Genomic DNA, 16706 nt, shown 5'->3' on the forward strand with positions numbered 1-16706 from the left:
AGCGCGCTCAGAACATCGTGCTGAGCCGCTCCGGCGTCCAGCCGAGAACAGTATAAGCGTAAGCGAGGCCGGCCAGCAGGATCGCGCTGATGATCGAGGTGATGATCGCCTTGCGGATCAGCATCGGCCTCCAGGGGGCGCTTGGCGTGGTGCCGAGCGTCACTTCGCCTTCCTCTTCCTGCGTGCGAATGCCGAAAGGCAGGATCGTGAAGATCACCAGCCACCAGATGATGAAGTAGATCGCGATCAGGCTGTAGATGCGCACCGGTTCAGGCCTCCTCGAGTTCGACAAGGGTGCCGACGAAATCCTTGGGATGCAGGAACAGCACCGGCTTGCCATGCGCCCCAATCCGCGGCCGGCCGTCCCCGAGAATGCGCGCGCCTGTCGCGGTCAGCCGCGCCGCCGCAGCCGCGATGTCGTTGACCTCGAAACAGAGGTGATGCACGCCGCCCTCCGGGACACGCTGCAGAAACGCCGCGATCGGCGATCCGTCTCCGAGCGGCGCAAGAAGCTCGATCTTGGTGTTCGGGAGTTCGACGAAGACGGTCGTGACTCCATGTTCCGGCAGGTCCTGCGGCGCGGAGACGCGTGCGCCGAGCGTGTCGCGATAGATCAACACCGCGGCTTCGAGATCGGGAACCGCGATCGCCACATGATTGAGCCGGCCGATCATGGCTCGCTCCCTGTCGCGGCCGCCGTTGCGGCGACCGTCAGCAGAGCCTCATACGGCCGCGACGAAGATCGTGCAAATGGGCTTTTTGCCCCAGATGTCGCGCACGGCCGCGCGCACCGCCCGGCGAAGTGCATCGCGCACCAGTTCGGTATCGCGCCGGCGGGCACGCGGAATGCTCTCGATGGTACCGAGCACCGCACTCATCACCGTGGCCTCGAACGGCTCTCCGGTCGGGCCGATGAGCGGCAATCCGACGAGCCCGACCTCCGGTTCGCTGGCGAGGCCGCCCTTGCCGTCGAGCACGACCGACACCGCCACATGGCCCGCAAAAGCGAGCTTCTTGCGATCCGGCACGCCGACGCCGTCGAGATCGGCGATGATGCTGCCATCCTTGTAGAGCCGGCCAACCGCGACATCGTCGATCGCGCCGGCAGGCCCGGGAGCGAGGCGGACCAGCACGCCATCCTCGATCTCGATGACGCGCGGCACGCCCTGGGCCTTGGCAAAGTGGGCGTGGGCGGCGAGGTGCATCGGTTCGCCGTGGACGGGTATGGCAATTGCCGGACGCGTCCAGCGATACATCTCGGCCAGCTCATCGCGGCGCGGATGACCGGAGACATGCACAAGGCGGTCGCGATCGGTCACGACGATGATGTCGTCGGAGGCGAGCTGGTTGATGATGCCGTTGATCGCCTTCTCGTTGCCGGGAATGGGGCGCGCGGAGAAGACGACGGTATCGCCCGGAGAGAGGCCGATGAATTTGTGATCGTCGGCGGCGATGCGCGCCAGCGCGGCGCGCGGTTCGCCCTGGCTGCCGGTCACGATCGCCACGACCTTCGAACGCGGCAGATAGCCATACGATTCTTCGTCGAGGAACGGCGGCAAACCCTCGAGATAGCCGAGTTCATGCGCCACCTGGCAGGCGCGATGCAGCGCCCGGCCGACAAGGACCACCTGACGTTCAGCGGCCAGCGCAGCGAGCGCGATCGACCGGATTCGGGCGATGTTCGAGGCGAAGGTCGTGAAGAAGACCCTTCCCTCCGCCTCGGCGACGAGCTTGGTCAGTTCGCGCGCGACTTCCGTCTCGCTCGGGCTACGCCCCTCGCGGAGGGCATTGGTCGAGTCGCAGACCAGCGCGAGGACACCCTCGTCGCCGATCGCGGAAAGACGCGCCGCATCTGTGACCGGTCCGATGACGGGTTCGGGATCGAGCTTCCAGTCGCCCGTATGGATCACCGTACCGAGCGGCGTGCGGATCGCCAGCGCCATCGGCTCGAGGATCGAATGTGCGACCGCGATGAATTCGACGTCGAACGGACCGATGTTCAGCCGCTCGCCGGGTCGCACGATGGTGACGGGGATCTCCGGCGCGCCGGGATGGCCCGCGCGCTTCGCCGCCAGCAGGCCCGCGGTGAACGGGCTTGCATAAACGGGGACGCGGAGGCGCGGCCACAGATCGAGCAGCGCGCCGAAATGATCCTCATGCGCATGCGTGATCACAATGCCGGCGAGATTCGTCCGTTCTTCCTCGAGATAGGCAATATCCGGAAAAATAAGGTCGACACCGGGCAGATCCGGACCCGCAAAGGCGACGCCGAAATCGACCGCCAGCCATTGCCGTTCATCCGACGGCCCGAGGCCGTAGACGGCGAGATTCATGCCGATCTCGCCGACGCCGCCGAGCGGCAGGAAGACGAATTCGTCGGACTTCGAGCGCGCGGCCTTCATGCGCGCACCGTGGCGACAGCGCCGAAATGAACCTCGCCTGCGGCAATCGTTCGCGAAAGCCCGCTTGCCGACCGCACCACGAGCCGCCCCTGTTCGTCGATCGTCTCGAAGGCGCCTGAGAAGACATCCTCACCGACCCGCACCGCCACCGGCTCGCCGAGACCAGCCGCCCGTTCGAGCCACAGCTTCCGGATGACAGGGAAGCCACGTCCGCCGTCCCAGATGCGGATGAGCCCGGCAAAGGCATTCGACAGGGCGATGAAGACCGCCGGCGCCTCGATCCGAAGCCCGAGCATCGCCAGCGACGTTGCTGGATAGGGCAAGCCCTCCGGCGCGGCGACGACATTGACTCCGATGCCGATCGCGACGGCGAGCCGGCCGCCGTCGAGGCTCTCGGCCTCAAGGCCAATACCTGCAAGTTTGCCGCCGTCCAGCAAAACGTCGTTCGGCCATTTCAGCCGCAGCCGGTCGGCCCGTCCGGGCGCGCCCACGCCATCGAAGGCGTCAAGCCCGATATGGACGGCAAGGTCGGGCGCTACGGCGCGCAGCGCCTCGTCGAGCGCAAGACCCGCTACGAAGCCGAGCGTAGCGGCGGTCGCTGGATCATGCGGCGTGACAATCAGCAGCGTCGCAGCGAGATTGCCAACGGGCGCGACCCAGGCGCGGCCACGGCGGCCACGCCCTGCCGTCTGATCAGTGGTCACGAACCAATGCGCGCCGGGATCTTCCGAACGCGCGGCGAGGATCGCCTCCTGATTGGTGGAGCCGATCCGGGGATAGGCGGTAAGCCGATAACCGGCCGACAGTGCCGTGGGTCCGAGTGCGAATTCCACGTCAGAAGAAGGTCTTGGCAGCGGCGGCTGCCGCCTGGCCGAGCGGACCGGCGAAGACGACGTAGAGGATGACGAAGGCGCCGGAAATCCCCAGAACCAGACGGAGGGCGCCCGACATCGGCTCGAACGCGCCCGCCGGCTCATCGAAATACATGATCTTGACGAGGCGGAGATAGTAGAAGGCGCCGACGACGCTGGAGAGCACGCCGACGATCGAGAGCATGTAGAGATGCGCCTCAATCGCCGCCAGGAACACATAGAACTTGGCGAAGAAGCCGGCGAGCGGCGGGATGCCGGCAAGCGAGAACATCAGCATCGCGAAGATGAATGCGATCACCGGATGCGTCCGCGAGAGGCCAGCGAGATCGCCGATCTCCTCAACCGCGCGGCCCTGGCGGCGCATGAAGAGGATGACGGCGAAGACGCCGAGCGTCATGGCGACATAGATCGACATGTAGACAATGACGCCCTGGACACCCGCCTGCGTCCCTGCAGCAAGGCCGACCAGCGCGAAGCCCATATGGCCGATCGAGGAATAGGCCATCAGGCGCTTGATGTCGCGCTGACCGATCGCCGCGAAGGCACCGAGCAGCATCGAGGCGAGCGCCACGAAGGTGATGACCTGCTGCCAGTCAGCTACGGCCGGACCGAATGCGCCGGCAAGGGCGCGCACGAACATCGCCATCGCCGCCGCCTTGGGCGCCGCGGCGAGAAAGGCGGTGACCGGGGTCGGCGCGCCTTCATAGACGTCGGGCGTCCACATGTGGAACGGGACCGCCGAAACCTTGAACGCGATGCCTGCGATGACAAAGACGATGCCGAACACCAGCCCAACCGAGGCCGGGCCACCCGAAAGGGCCGCGGCGATGCCAGCGAAATCCGTATGGCCGGTGAAGCCGTAAACCAGCGACGCGCCATAGAGCAGGATGCCGGAGGAGAGCGCACCGAGGACGAAATATTTGAGGCCCGCTTCCGACGACTTCTCGGAATCCCGGTTGATCGCGGTGACGACATAGAGCGCCAGCGACTGCAGCTCGAGACCGAGATAAAGCGAGATGAGGTCGCTCGCCGAGATCATCAGCATCATGCCGAGCGTCGCGATGACGATCAGCACCGGATATTCGAACCGGTCGAAGCTCTCGCGCCGGGCAAAGTCTGCCGACATCAAGACCGCGAAGCCGGAGCCAATCAGCGACAGCACCTTCATGAATCGCGCGAAGGGATCGAGCACGAACGCGCCCGAGAACGTGACTCCGTCCGGCGTCATGAAGATAAGCGCCAAACCTGCAATGACGATCACGACCACCGACAGGGAGGTCACGAGTGGCGTCGCGCGCTCTCCCTTGAAGACGCCGATCATCAGGAGCGCGAGCGCGCCGACCGCCAGGATGAGTTCCGGCAGCACGGGCGAGAGGACGGGCAGAGGCGCGAGTTCCATCATAGTGCGTCCTGGTTCGTCACTCGGTTCGTCATGGAGGCGGTCTGGTCTGTCATCAGAGTCACTTGGCCGCGACGGCGAGCTTGCCGGCAGCCGAAAGAGCCGCCTGATAGTTGGTGATGAGATTGTCGACCGAAGCCGACGTCACATGGAAGACGGGCGTCGGATAGACACCGAAGAAAAGGGTCAGCAGAACCAGCGGCACGAGGATCGTCAGTTCGCGACGCGAGAGGTCGAACATCGACATCAGCGCAGGCTTGTCTAGCGGCCCGAGCATCACGCGACGGTAGAGCCAGAGCCCGTAAGCCGCCGAGAAGATAACGCCGGTTGTTGCGAAGAAGGCGACCCAGGTGTTGGCGCGGAAGGCCCCCAGCATGGTGAGGAACTCGCCGACAAAGGCCGACGTGCCCGGCAGACCGATATTGGCCATCGTGAAGAACAGGAAGATGGCCGCATAGAACGGCATCCGGTTGACCAGTCCGCCATAGGCCGCGATCTCGCGGGTGTGCATCCGGTCGTAGACGACGCCGACGCAAAGGAACAGCGCGCTCGCCACAAGCCCGTGTGACAGCATCAGGAAGACAGCGCCTTCGACGCCCTGCTGATTGCCGGCGAAGATACCCATCGTCACGAAGCCCATATGGGCGACCGACGAATAGGCGATCAGCTTCTTCATATCCTCCTGCATCAGCGCCACCAGCGAGGTGTAGATGATGGCGACGACCGAGAGCGTGTAGATGAAGGGCGCAAAATCAGCCGAGGCGAGCGGGAACATCGGCAGCGAGAAGCGCAGGAAGCCGTAGCCGCCCATCTTCAGCAGCACACCCGCCAGGATCACCGAACCGGCGGTCGGGGCTTCCACATGCGCGTCTGGCAGCCAGGTGTGGACTGGCCACATCGGCATCTTGACCGCGAACGACGCGAAGAAGGCAAGCCATAGCCAAGTCTGCATCGAGGCCGGGAACTGGTGGTTGAGCAGCGTCGGGATATCCGTCGTGCCGGCCTGCCAGTACATCGCCATGATGGCTAGCAGCATGAGCACCGAGCCGAGCAACGTATAAAGGAAGAACTTGAACGCGGCATAGACGCGACGCGGTCCGCCCCAGATGCCGATGATCAGGAACATCGGAATCAGGCCGGCTTCGAAGAAGACGTAGAACAGGACAAGATCGGTCGCGCAGAAAACGCCGATCATCAGCGTCTCGAGCAGCAGGAACGCGATCATATATTCGCGGAAGCGCTTCTGGACCGAGAACTTCGACGCGATGATACAGGCGGGCATCAGGAAGGTCGTCAGGATGACGAACAGCATCGAAATGCCGTCCACACCCATCGAATAGCCGATGCGACCGCCGAGCCAGCCCGCCTGCTCGACAAACTGGAAGCCGGCATTGGCGTTGTCGAAATCCTTCCAGATCAGCAGCGAGATCAGGAAGTTGACGATGGTCGTCCAGAGGGCGATCCAATAGATGTTCCGCCGCGCGGCCGCGTCATCGCCGCGGATCGTCAGCAGCAACAGCGCGCCGACCGTCGGCAGGAAGGTTACGGTCGAAAGGATCGGCCAGTCGGTCATTAGGTCAAATCCTCAGCGCGCGAACATCATCCATGTGACCAGCGCCGAGACGCCGATCAGCATGGCAAAGGCATAGTGGTAGACGTACCCCGTCTCGAGGCGGACGACGCGCTTGGTGACGTCCACGACACGGGCGGAGATACCGTCCGGGCCGAACCCGTCGATCAGCCAGCCATCGCCCTTCTTCCAGAGGAAGCGGCCGAGCCATTTAACCGGGCGGACGAACAGGAAGTCGTAGAGCTCGTCGAAATACCACTTGTTGAGCAGGAAACGGTAGAGCAGCGGCTGCTCCTCGGCGAGGCGCTTCGGCACCTCGGGCGAGCGGATATAGAACCAGTAGGTGAGCAGGAAGCCGATCACCATCATGACCGTCGGCGCGAGCTTAACCAGCTCAGACATCTCATGCATGTTGTGCAGGACATGATTGTCCGGATTGGTGAACAGCGCGCTCTTCCAGAACTCGGCATAGGCCTCGCCGATGAAGCGGTTCTCGAAGATCATGCCGGCGAAGAGCGCACCGAGCGACAGCACGATCAGCGGGATCGTCATCGGCTTCGGCGATTCATGCACATGCGCCATGACCTCGGCCGAGGCGCGCGGCTTGCCATGGAAGGTCATGAAGATCAGGCGCCAAGAATAGAACGAGGTCAGCAGCGCCGCCGCCACCGTCATGAACCAGGCATAGCCGGCCAGCGGGTTCTCAGCCACATAGGCCGCCTCGATGATGGCGTCCTTCGAGAAATAGCCGGCCGTGAACGGGAAGCCGGTGATGGCCAGCGTGCCGGCGATCATCGCCCAATAGGTGATCGGGAGGTGCTTGCGAAGACCGCCCATCTTGCGCATGTCCTGCTCGCCGCTGACCGCATGGATCACCGAGCCGGCGCAGAGGAACAGCAACGCCTTGAAGAAGCCGTGCGTCAGGAGGTGGAAGATGCCGGTCGCGAATGCGCCCGTGCCGAGGCCAACGAACATGTAGCCGAGCTGCGAGCAGGTCGAATACGCGATCACGCGCTTGATGTCGTTCTGCACAAGGCCGATCGTCGCCGCGAAGAAGCAGGTCGTCGCGCCGAAGAACGTAACCATGGTCAGCGCCGTCTCGGACAGGCCGAATAGCGGCGACATCCGCGCCACCATGAACACACCAGCCGTCACCATCGTCGCCGCATGGATGAGGGCCGAGACCGGGGTCGGGCCCTCCATCGCGTCCGGCAGCCAGGTATGCAGCAGGAACTGCGCCGACTTGCCCATGGCGCCGACGAACAGCAGCAGGCAAACGGTGGTCAGCGCGTCGAAATCCCAGGACAGGAAGTGCATCTTCGTGCCGACGGCACCGCCGGCATTGGCGAAGATCGTCTGGAAGTCGACGGAGTTGAACAGAACGAACACGCCGAAAATGCCGACCGCGAAGCCGAAATCGCCGACGCGATTGACGACGAAGGCCTTGATGGCCGCGGCGTTCGCCGACGGGCGCTGGTACCAGAAGCCGATCAGCAGATAGGAGGCAAGGCCGACGCCTTCCCAGCCGAAGAACATCTGCACGAGGTTGTCTGACGTCACCAGCATCAGCATGGCGAAGGTGAACAGCGACAGATAGCCGAAGAAGCGCGGCCGGTGCTCATCATGGGCCATGTAGCCCCATGAGTAGAGGTGGACGAGCGAGGAAACGGTCGTCACCAGGATGAGCATCACCGACGTCAGCGTGTCGATGCGGAAGGACCAGTTGAAGGACAGCGTGCCCGAGGTCACCCAAGGCAGCACGTTGACGAAGACAGGCTCGCCGGTGGGGGCCGTGATCGTCAGGAAGGCGATCCACGACAGGATCGCGGAGACGAACAGGAAGCCCGTCGTGATGATCTCGGCCGGACGCGACCCTGGCGCCGCGGGTGCATGATCGTCATGCCCGTGCCCGTGATCGTCATGCGCATGGGCGCCGTGGCCGTGGTCATCATGCGCGTGGCTTACATGTGCATGGTCGCCATGATCATGATGGCCGGCGTCGCTGCCCTCGGCCGGCGCACCGACCATGGCGGCGCGGTAGCTGCCCGAAAGCGCGATCACGCCGGCGATGATGGCGCCGATGAGCGGGAGGAAGACGATCGCGGAATACATCGGAGCCTCAGCCCTTCATCAGATTGATGTCTTCGACCGCGATCGAACCACGATTGCGGAAGTAGACCACGAGGATGGCGAGGCCGATCGCCGCTTCAGCCGCCGCGACCGTCAGCACGAACAGCGCGAAGATCTGGCCGACGAGATCGCCGAGGAAGGAGGAGAAGGCCACGAAATTGATGTTCACGGCGAGCAGGATGAGCTCGATCGACATCAGGATGACGATGACGTTCTTCCGGTTGATGAAGATGCCGAATACGCCGATCGTGAACAGGATCGCCGCGACCGCCAGATAGTGAGGGAGACCGATCTCCATGATTGTGATCCGTTCCCTCTCTAGACGCCCTGGCCGGGCTTGACGGCGTGCATGTCGACCTTCTGCGACCGCGACACCTGGTCGGCGATCACCTGGCGCTTGACCTTCGGCTTGTGGCGCAGCGTCAGCACAATCGCGCCGATCATCGCGACGAGCAGCACGAAGCCCGCGACCTGGAAGAAGAAGATGTAATGCGTATACAGCAGACGCCCGATCGCCGCGGTGTTGGAAATCTCCGCGGGATTGGGGATCGGCGACGTCGCCGTCGCGATCGCCTCAGGCGCGAAGGTCCAGCCCGACAGGCCGATGAGCAACTCGGCGAGCAGCACGACGCCGACCAACGCGCCAACCGGCAGATACTGCAGGAAGCCTTGGCGCAGCTCGACGAAATCGACGTCCAGCATCATCACGACGAAGAGGAACAGCACCGCCACCGCGCCGACATAGACGACGACCAGCAGCATCGCGAGGAATTCGGCGCCGAGCAGGACGAACAGGCCCGCAGCGTTGAAGAAGGCCAGGATCAGGAACAGTACCGAATGCACGGGGTTCCGGGCCGAGATGACCATCAGGCCCGAAGCGAGGGTGATCGCCGAAAACAGATAGAAGAAGAGGGTGTGAATGATCATGACCGCTCACCGATACGGCGCGTCGATGCTGATGTTCTGGGCGATTTCCCGTTCCCAGCGGTCGCCATTCGCAAGCAGCTTCTCCTTGTCATAGTAAAGCTCCTCGCGCGTCTCGGTCGCGAACTCAAAGTTCGGACCTTCGACGATGGCGTCGACCGGGCAGGCTTCCTGGCAGAAGCCGCAATAGATGCACTTCACCATGTCGATGTCGTAACGGGTGGTGCGGCGCGTACCGTCATTGCGGCGCGGGCCGGCTTCGATCGTGATCGCCTGCGCCGGGCAGATGGCCTCGCACAGCTTGCACGCGATGCAGCGCTCTTCGCCGTTCGGATAGCGGCGCAGCGCATGTTCGCCGCGGAAGCGCGGGCTGATCGCGCCCTTCTCGTAGGGATAGTTCAGCGTCTTCTTCGGCGCGAAGAAATAGCGCATCGCAAGGAAGAACGCCGAGACGAACTCGGTCAGGAAGAGCGACTTCGCAGTCTGGTCGAGGCGCATTAGGGAGCCCATCCCATGATCTGGAGAACGGCGGCGACCACGACGACCATGCCCAGCGAGATCGGCAGGAACACCTTCCAGCCGAGACGCATCAGCTGGTCGTAGCGATAGCGCGGGACGAAGGCCTTGACCATCGCGAACATGAAGAAGCAGAGCAGCAGCTTCAGGGCGAACCAGACGATCCCCGGCACCCAGGTGAAGGGCGCGAAGTTGAACGGCGGCAGCCAGCCCCCGAGGAACAGGATCGTCGTCATCGCGCACATCAGGCAGATCGACGCGTATTCGCCGAGCATGAACATCATGTACGGCGTCGAGCCATATTCCGACATGAAGCCGGCGACGAGTTCCGACTCGGCCTCGACGAGATCGAAGGGCGGCCGGTTCGTCTCGGCCAGCGCCGAGATGAAGAAGATGATGAACAGCGGGAACAGCGGCACGAAGTGCCAGTCGAGGAAGCTCCCCGGAAGGCCGATCTTGGTGCCGAGGCCGGTCTGTTGCGACAGCACGACATCGGAGATGTTCAGCGAACCGACGCAGAGCAGCACGCCGACCAGCACGAAGCCGATCGAAACCTCGTAGGACACCATCTGCGCGGCGGCGCGCAGCGACGACAGGAACGGATATTTCGAGTTCGACGCCCAGCCGCCCATGATGATGCCATAGACGCCGAGCGAGGAGATCGCGAGCAGGTAGAGGATACCGACATTGATGTTGGCGATCACCCAACCTGCATTGAACGGGATCACCGCCCAGCCGGCGAGCGCCAGCGTCACGGTCACGAGCGGCGCCAGGAGGAAGATGCCCTTGTTGGCGCCGGACGGTATCACCGGCTCCTTGAACACGAACTTCAAGAGATCCGCGAAGGACTGCAGCAGGCCGAAGGGGCCGACCACATTCGGTCCGCGGCGCATCTGCACCGCCGCCCAGATCTTGCGATCGGCCAGCAGAATGAAAGCGATCGATACCAGCAGCAGCACCAGAACCAGAAGGCTCTGCGCGATAAGAATGACGCCCGGAATCAGGTAGCCGTCGACGAAACCGTTCATGCGCCCCTCACTCCGCTGCCGCCGCGACCAGGCCGGCCGCCAGCGCGGAACACTCCGCCATCACGGCGGATGCGCGAGCAATCGGATTGGTCAGGTAGAAATCGGCGATCGGGTTCCTGAACGCCGTGCTCGCGAGGCCGCCGGCCGAACTGGCCAGCGCCGCGACATCGCCGAGCCCTGCCGGCTCGACATGATCAATCATCTGAAGATGCGGATAGGCCGCATAGAGCGCACGGCGCAATTCGCCGAGCGAGTCATAGGGCAGGCGGTGACCGACGACATCCGACAAGGCCCGCAGGATCGCCCAATCCTCGCGCGCATCCCCTGGGGGGAACGAGGCACGGTTGGAAAGCTGGACCCGGCCCTCCGTGTTCACATAGGTGCCGGACTTCTCGGTATAGGCCGCTGCCGGCAGGATGACGTCGGCGCGGTGCGCGCCGTTGTCGCCATGGGTGCCGATATAGACGACGAAGGCGGCGCCGAGCGCTTCGGTATCGATTTCGTCGGCGCCGAGCAGGAAGAGAAGATCCAGCTCCCCCGCCCCGGCCGCCTTGACCATACCGGCCGCATCGAGACCGCCGGCAGCCGGCACGAAGCCGACATCAAGTCCCCCGACGCGTGAAGCCGCCATATGAAGAACCGCAAGGCCGTTCCAGCCCTCGTCACGGCCCTCGGCCGTGGCGATTGCCGCAGCGGTTGCGAGCACGCCAGCGCCGGCCGCGCCTGCCAGTGCGCCCTGCCCAACGATGACGATCGGCCGCTTGGCCTTGGCCAGCGCCTCGCCAAAAGCGAGGCGGCCAGCCGCGATTTCGCCGAGCGTGTCGCTGCCCGCGCCGAGATATTCATAGGGGTAGGTCAGATCGGCCTGTTCGCCGATGACGCCGATCCGGACGCCGCCGGCGCGCCAGCGCTTGCGGATGCGTGCATTCAGCACCGAAGCCTCGCGGCGGGGATTGGAACCGACGATGAGGATCAGGTCGGCCTGTTCAATGCCGGCGATGGTCGGGTTGAACACATAGCTCGCGCGGCCCTTCGATGGGTCGAGCGCTGCACCATCCTGGCGGATGTCGAAATTGCCGGAACCGAGCGAAACCAGCAGCTGCTTCAACGCGAAGAGATCCTCAACCGAGGCGAGATCGCCGCCGATGGCGCCGATGCGTGCACCGGTCGTCGCCTTGACCTTGCCGGCGATCGCCGCAAAGGCTTCGCCCCACGAGGCCGGGCGCAGCTTGCCGCCGACTCGCAGGTAAGGCCGGTCGAGGCGCTGCGTGCGCAGACCATCCCAGACGAAGCGCGACTTGTCGGAAATCCACTCCTCGTTCACGGCCTCGTTAAGACGCGGCAGGATGCGCATCACTTCGCGGCCGCGCACGTCGACGCGGATATTCGAGCCGACCGCGTCCATGACGTCGATCGCCTCGGTTTTGACCAGCTCCCACGGGCGGGCGTGGAAGGCATAGGGCTTCGAGGTCAGCGCGCCGACCGGGCAAAGGTCGATGACGTTCCCCTGCAACTCGGATGACAGCGCCTTTTCGAGATAGGTCGTGATCTCGGCATCCTCGCCGCGGCCGATCAGGCCCATCTCGGAAATGCCGGCAACCTCGGTCGTGAAACGGACGCAGCGCGTGCAATGGATGCAGCGATTCATCGACGTCTTCACGAGCGGACCGATATATTTATCTTCGACGGCGCGCTTGTTCTCGGCGAAGCGGTTCTTGTCCACGCCATAGGCCATGGCCTGGTCCTGCAGATCACACTCGCCGCCCTGATCGCAGATCGGGCAATCGAGCGGATGGTTGATCAGCAGGAACTCCATCACGCCTTCACGCGCCTTCTTCACCATCGGCGACTTGGTGAACATGACCGGCGGTTCGCCGTTCGGTCCCGGGCGGAGATCGCGGACGCTCATCGCGCAGGAAGCCTGCGGCTTCGGCGGGCCGCCCTTCACCTCGACGAGGCACATGCGGCAATTGCCGGCGATCGACAGACGCTCATGGAAGCAGAAGCGTGGCACTTCCGCGCCAGCGGCTTCCGCCGCCTGCAGCAGCGTGTAGTCCGGGGGGACGTCCACTTCGATGCCGTCAACGATGATCTTGGCCATTACTTCGCCTCTTGCGCCGCACGATAGGCGGCCTGCAATTCGGATAGGAGGACACCGTCGACCCTGGCGCCTTCGACAAGGCAGCCTTCGATCGAGACGCCCATCAGGTTGACCTTCGAGAGCCGAGCGCCCGACAGATTCACGTCGGTGATGCGCGCTCCCGAAATATTCGCGTCCTCGACGGAGAGGCCCGCCAGATTGACGTTCTTCGCCGTCCAGCCCGACATGTTCACATCGTCGAAGCAGGCGCCCGAAAGATTGACGTCAACAAAATTCGAACCCGCGAGGGTCGACCTGTTGACCTCCAATTTCTCAATGACGCCTTCCAGCTTCATCGCCCTACTCCGCCGCTTCCATCATCTCGCGCTCGATCGGCTTCGGATTGGCCGAATAGAGGTCGATCCGCTCCTCGATGAGCGGACGGAAATGACGGATGAGGCCCTGCACCGGCCAAGCCGCCGCATCGCCCAGCGCGCAGATCGTGTGACCCTCGATCTGGGTCGTGACCTGCAGCAGCATGTCGATCTCGCGCTTCTCGGCTTCGCCGCGCGCCATACGGTCCAGCACGCGCCACATCCAGCCCGTGCCTTCGCGGCACGGCGTGCACTGGCCGCAGCTCTCATGCTTGAAAAAGGCCGAGATGCGCGCGATGGCGCGGATCACGTCGGTCGACTTGTCCATGACGAGGACGCCGGCCGTGCCGAAGCTCGACTTCACCGCGCGGGTGCCGTCGAAATCCATAATCAGCTCTTCGCAATCCTTGGCCGGGATGATCGGGCAGGACGCGCCGCCGGGGATGATGGCCAGGAGATTGTCCCAGCCGCCACGGACGCCGCCGCCATGCTTCTCGATCAGCTCGCGGAACGGAATGCCCATCGCCTCTTCGACGATGCAGGGTGTGTTCACGTGGCCGGAGATGCCGAACAGCTTGGTGCCAACATTGTTCGGCCGGCCGATCGAGGAAAACCACGCCGCGCCGCGCCGAAGAATGGTCGGGGCGACCGCGATGCTCTCGACATTATTGACCGTCGTCGGGCAGCCATAAAGGCCGACATTCGCCGGGAACGGCGGCTTCAGGCGCGGCTGGCCCTTCTTGCCCTCGAGGCTCTCGAGCAGCGCGGTTTCCTCGCCGCAGATATAGGCGCCGGCGCCATGGGCGACATAGATATCCATGTCCCAGCCATGGACATTGTTCTTGCCGATGAGGCGGGCCTCATAGGCCTGGTCGATCGCCGCCTGCAGATGCTCGCGCTCGCGGATGAACTCGCCACGCACATAGATATAGGCGACATGCGCGCCCATCGCGAAGGACGCGATCAGGGCACCCTCTACGAGATGATGCGGATCATGGCGCAGGATCTCGCGATCCTTGCAGGTGCCCGGCTCCGACTCGTCCGCATTGATGACGAGATAATGCGGCCGGCCGTCGTTGACCTTGGGCATGAACGACCATTTGAGGCCGGTCGAGAAGCCGGCGCCGCCACGGCCGCGCAGGCCCGAGGCCTTCATCTGGTCGACGATCCAGTCGCGACCGGCTTCCAGGATGGTCTTTGTGCCATCCCAGGAGCCGCGCTTCAGCGCGCCCTGCAGGCCCCAGTCCTTGGCGCCGTAGATATTGGTGAAGATGCGGTCCTTGTCAGCCAGCATGGTCCGCCCTCAATCCTTCTTGCCCGACTGGGGAATTTCCGCCGTGCCCGCGTCCGGCCGCACCGACGGATCGGACGCCGGCTTCGACTGGTCGACCTGGTTCGGAACCTTATCCTTGTCCGCCTCGGCCTGTACCTTGACGGCCGGGGCAACCGGATCCTTGGCCGGAGCCGGATCGACCTTGGTCTCCACGGCAGGCTTGGCGGCCTCGGCAGCCTTCGCCTCTTCGGCAGCCTTGGCTTCTTCAGCAGCCTTGGCGCGCGCGGCGATCGCTTCTTTGGCGGCAGCAAGGCCCGCGCCCTGGCCAATCATCGAGCCATCATAGAGCTCGGCGCTGACCAGGACACGCTGACCGCCAAGCGGCGTCGACGTGAAGCGATCGACCTGCGGGCCGGGCTTCAGCGCACGGCCTGCCTCGATATCGTCGATGAGCGTATTGAAGCTCTCGGCGGTGAGGTCTTCATAGGTATCCGGGACAATCTGGACCATCGGCGCGTTAACGCAGGCGCCGAGGCACTCGACCTCTTCCCAAGAGAGATCACCATTCGCAGAGATGTGGAATGGCTCAGCGTGGATACGGCTGCGGCAGACCTTGAGCAACTCGCCGGCGCCCCGCAATGCGCAGGGCGTCGTTCCGCAGACCTGGATATGCGCCTTCCTGCCCACCGGGGCGAGCAGGAACATCGTATAGAACGTCGCGATCTCGAGCACGCGGATGAACGGCATGTCGAGCAGTTCGCCAACGAAGCGAATGGACGGCTCGGAAACCCAGCCCTCCTGCTCCTGAACGCGCCAGAGGATCGGGATCACCGCCGAAGCCTGACGGCCGGCAGGGAACTTCTGGGTCTGCTTCTCGGCCCAAGCGAGATTCTCGGGCGTGAACGCGAAGCTCGCGGGCTGTTCGGATGCGAGACGACGAACGGACATCAGCGGTCAACCTCTCCGAACACGATGTCGATCGAACCCAGCACCGCCGAAACGTCGGCCAGCATGTGACCGCGGCAGAGGAAGTCCATCGACTGGAGATGCGCGAAGCCCGGCGCGCGGATCTTGCAGCGATAAGGCTTGTTAGTGCCGTCCGAGACGAGATAGACGCCGAATTCGCCCTTCGGCGCTTCGACGGCGGCGTAAACCTCGCCGGCCGGGACGTGGTAGCCCTCGGTATAGAGCTTGAAGTGATGGATGAGCGCTTCCATCGAGCGCTTCATCTCGCCGCGCTTCGGCGGAACGATCTTGTTGTCGGTGTAGGACACCGGACCGCTGCGCTCGGTGCCAAGAAGGCGGGCGACGCACTGCTTCATAATGCGGATCGACTGGCGCATCTCTTCCATGCGGACGAGATAGCGGTCGTAGCAATCACCATGCGAGCCGGTCGGGATGTCGAAATCGAGCTCGGAATAACACTCATAGGGCTGCGAACGGCGCAGGTCCCATGGCGCACCGCAGCTGCGAACCATCACGCCGGAATAGGCCCAGCGCCAGGCTTCCTCAAGCGTCACGACGCCGATATCGACATTGCGCTGCTTGAAGATGCGGTTTCCGGTCACCAGACGGTCGAGATCGTCGAGACGCTTCAGATAGGGATCGCAGAAATCGCCGATGTCGCGGACGAGCGCCTCGGGCAGATCCTGGTGGACGCCGCCCGGACGGAAATAAGCCGCATGCATGCGCGAGCCGGACGCGCGCTCATAGAAGATCATGAGCTTCTCGCGTTCTTCGAAGCCCCAGAGCGGCGGCGTCAGCGCACCGCAGTCCATGGCCCAGGTCGTCACGTTCAGCACATGCGAAAGGAGGCGCCCCATCTCGCTATAGAGGACGCGGATAAGCTGGCCGCGCTTCGGCACCTCGATGCCGAGCAGTTTCTCGACCGCGAGCGCGTAGGCATGCTCCTGGTTCATCGGCGCGACATAGTCGAGCCGATCGAAATAGGGCACCGCCTGTAGATAGGTCTTGGCTTCGATCAGCTTCTCGGTGCCACGATGCAGCAGACCGATATGCGGATCGACGCGATCGACGATCTCGCCGTCGAGCTCCAGCACAAGACGCAGCACGCCGTGCGCCGAGGGGTGCTCGGGGCCGAAATTGATGTTGAAGGTGCGAACCTGGGCTTCAGACAT

General features: G+C 63.9%; 16 protein-coding genes. All 16 read right to left on the minus strand.

From position 1 onward, the window contains the following. Window positions 1–7: 7 nt before the first annotated feature. Complete coding sequence (locus tag BUB39_RS00870; protein WP_073051108.1) at window positions 8–265, minus strand: DUF1467 family protein; 258 nt, start codon at window positions 263–265, stop codon at window positions 8–10. Between the two features lie 4 nt (window positions 266–269). Further along, the gene (mce, locus tag BUB39_RS00875) at window positions 270–674 is read right to left on the minus strand and encodes a methylmalonyl-CoA epimerase (RefSeq protein WP_073051110.1); all 405 of its coding nucleotides are present in this window, start codon (window positions 672–674) and stop codon (window positions 270–272) included. Window positions 675–722: 48 nt separating this feature from the next. After that, window positions 723–2402, minus strand: a complete 1680-nt coding sequence (locus BUB39_RS00880) for a ribonuclease J (protein ID WP_073051112.1) — start codon at window positions 2400–2402, stop codon at window positions 723–725. Further along, window positions 2399–3235 (minus strand): biotin--[acetyl-CoA-carboxylase] ligase, encoded by an 837-nt coding sequence (locus BUB39_RS00885; RefSeq protein WP_073051114.1) that lies wholly within the window; start codon window positions 3233–3235, stop codon window positions 2399–2401. The genes BUB39_RS00880 and BUB39_RS00885 overlap by 4 nt, the downstream gene beginning before the upstream one ends. A gap of 1 nt (window position 3236) precedes the next feature. Beyond that, window positions 3237–4673 carry an NADH-quinone oxidoreductase subunit NuoN gene (gene nuoN, locus BUB39_RS00890; RefSeq protein ID WP_073052653.1) on the minus strand — a complete coding sequence of 479 codons (1437 nt, stop codon included), beginning with the start codon at window positions 4671–4673 and terminating at the stop codon, window positions 3237–3239. Window positions 4674–4734: 61 nt separating this feature from the next. Further along, window positions 4735–6246, minus strand: coding sequence for an NADH-quinone oxidoreductase subunit M (locus BUB39_RS00895; protein ID WP_073051116.1), 1512 nt, complete (start codon window positions 6244–6246; stop codon window positions 4735–4737). Between the two features lie 12 nt (window positions 6247–6258). Further along, a complete protein-coding gene (gene nuoL / locus BUB39_RS00900) occupies window positions 6259–8355 on the minus strand; it encodes an NADH-quinone oxidoreductase subunit L (RefSeq protein WP_073051127.1) in 2097 nt (698 codons plus the stop codon). A gap of 7 nt (window positions 8356–8362) precedes the next feature. Continuing rightward, on the minus strand, window positions 8363–8671 hold the full coding sequence (gene nuoK, locus BUB39_RS00905; protein ID WP_073051129.1) for an NADH-quinone oxidoreductase subunit NuoK: 309 nt from the start codon (window positions 8669–8671) through the stop codon (window positions 8363–8365). Between the two features lie 20 nt (window positions 8672–8691). Continuing rightward, the gene (locus tag BUB39_RS00910) at window positions 8692–9300 is read right to left on the minus strand and encodes an NADH-quinone oxidoreductase subunit J (protein ID WP_073051132.1); all 609 of its coding nucleotides are present in this window, start codon (window positions 9298–9300) and stop codon (window positions 8692–8694) included. Window positions 9301–9306: 6 nt separating this feature from the next. Next, a complete protein-coding gene (gene nuoI, locus BUB39_RS00915) occupies window positions 9307–9795 on the minus strand; it encodes an NADH-quinone oxidoreductase subunit NuoI (RefSeq protein WP_073051134.1) in 489 nt (162 codons plus the stop codon). After that, window positions 9795–10841 (minus strand): NADH-quinone oxidoreductase subunit NuoH, encoded by a 1047-nt coding sequence (gene nuoH, locus BUB39_RS00920; protein WP_073051137.1) that lies wholly within the window; start codon window positions 10839–10841, stop codon window positions 9795–9797. The genes nuoI and nuoH overlap by 1 nt, the downstream gene beginning before the upstream one ends. Window positions 10842–10848: 7 nt before the next feature. Then, a complete protein-coding gene (gene nuoG / locus BUB39_RS00925) occupies window positions 10849–12942 on the minus strand; it encodes an NADH-quinone oxidoreductase subunit NuoG (RefSeq protein WP_073051139.1) in 2094 nt (697 codons plus the stop codon). Further along, complete coding sequence (locus BUB39_RS00930) at window positions 12942–13277, minus strand: pentapeptide repeat-containing protein (RefSeq protein ID WP_073051142.1); 336 nt, start codon at window positions 13275–13277, stop codon at window positions 12942–12944. Before BUB39_RS00930 ends, nuoG begins: the two co-directional genes overlap by 1 nt. Before the next feature lie 4 nt (window positions 13278–13281). Beyond that, window positions 13282–14589: an NADH-quinone oxidoreductase subunit NuoF gene (gene nuoF / locus BUB39_RS00935; protein WP_073051144.1), complete on the minus strand. Its 1308-nt coding sequence runs from the start codon at window positions 14587–14589 to the stop codon at window positions 13282–13284. Between the two features lie 9 nt (window positions 14590–14598). After that, window positions 14599–15516, minus strand: a complete 918-nt coding sequence (gene nuoE, locus BUB39_RS00940) for an NADH-quinone oxidoreductase subunit NuoE (RefSeq protein WP_073051146.1) — start codon at window positions 15514–15516, stop codon at window positions 14599–14601. After that, window positions 15516–16706, minus strand: a complete 1191-nt coding sequence (locus BUB39_RS00945) for an NADH-quinone oxidoreductase subunit D (RefSeq protein WP_073051148.1) — start codon at window positions 16704–16706, stop codon at window positions 15516–15518. Before BUB39_RS00945 ends, nuoE begins: the two co-directional genes overlap by 1 nt.

This window comes from Kaistia soli DSM 19436, from assembly GCF_900129325.1.
Taxonomy (GTDB): Bacteria; Pseudomonadota; Alphaproteobacteria; order Rhizobiales; family Kaistiaceae; genus Kaistia; species Kaistia soli.

Coding starts and splice junctions, on each gene's coding strand:
- mce (WP_073051110.1), bottom strand. CDS start 674: ATGATCGGCCGGCTCAATCATGTGGCGATCGCGGTTCCCGATCTCGAA.
- BUB39_RS00880 (WP_073051112.1), bottom strand. CDS start 2,402: ATGAAGGCCGCGCGCTCGAAGTCCGACGAATTCGTCTTCCTGCCGCTC.
- nuoN (WP_073052653.1), bottom strand. CDS start 4,673: ATGGAACTCGCGCCTCTGCCCGTCCTCTCGCCCGTGCTGCCGGAACTC.
- BUB39_RS00895 (WP_073051116.1), bottom strand. CDS start 6,246: ATGACCGACTGGCCGATCCTTTCGACCGTAACCTTCCTGCCGACGGTC.
- nuoL (WP_073051127.1), bottom strand. CDS start 8,355: ATGTATTCCGCGATCGTCTTCCTCCCGCTCATCGGCGCCATCATCGCC.
- nuoK (WP_073051129.1), bottom strand. CDS start 8,671: ATGGAGATCGGTCTCCCTCACTATCTGGCGGTCGCGGCGATCCTGTTC.
- BUB39_RS00910 (WP_073051132.1), bottom strand. CDS start 9,300: ATGATCATTCACACCCTCTTCTTCTATCTGTTTTCGGCGATCACCCTC.
- nuoI (WP_073051134.1), bottom strand. CDS start 9,795: ATGCGCCTCGACCAGACTGCGAAGTCGCTCTTCCTGACCGAGTTCGTC.
- nuoH (WP_073051137.1), bottom strand. CDS start 10,841: ATGAACGGTTTCGTCGACGGCTACCTGATTCCGGGCGTCATTCTTATC.
- nuoG (WP_073051139.1), bottom strand. CDS start 12,942: ATGGCCAAGATCATCGTTGACGGCATCGAAGTGGACGTCCCCCCGGAC.
- BUB39_RS00930 (WP_073051142.1), bottom strand. CDS start 13,277: ATGAAGCTGGAAGGCGTCATTGAGAAATTGGAGGTCAACAGGTCGACC.
- nuoF (WP_073051144.1), bottom strand. CDS start 14,589: ATGCTGGCTGACAAGGACCGCATCTTCACCAATATCTACGGCGCCAAG.
- nuoE (WP_073051146.1), bottom strand. CDS start 15,516: ATGTCCGTTCGTCGTCTCGCATCCGAACAGCCCGCGAGCTTCGCGTTC.
- BUB39_RS00945 (WP_073051148.1), bottom strand. CDS start 16,706: ATGTCTGAAGCCCAGGTTCGCACCTTCAACATCAATTTCGGCCCCGAG.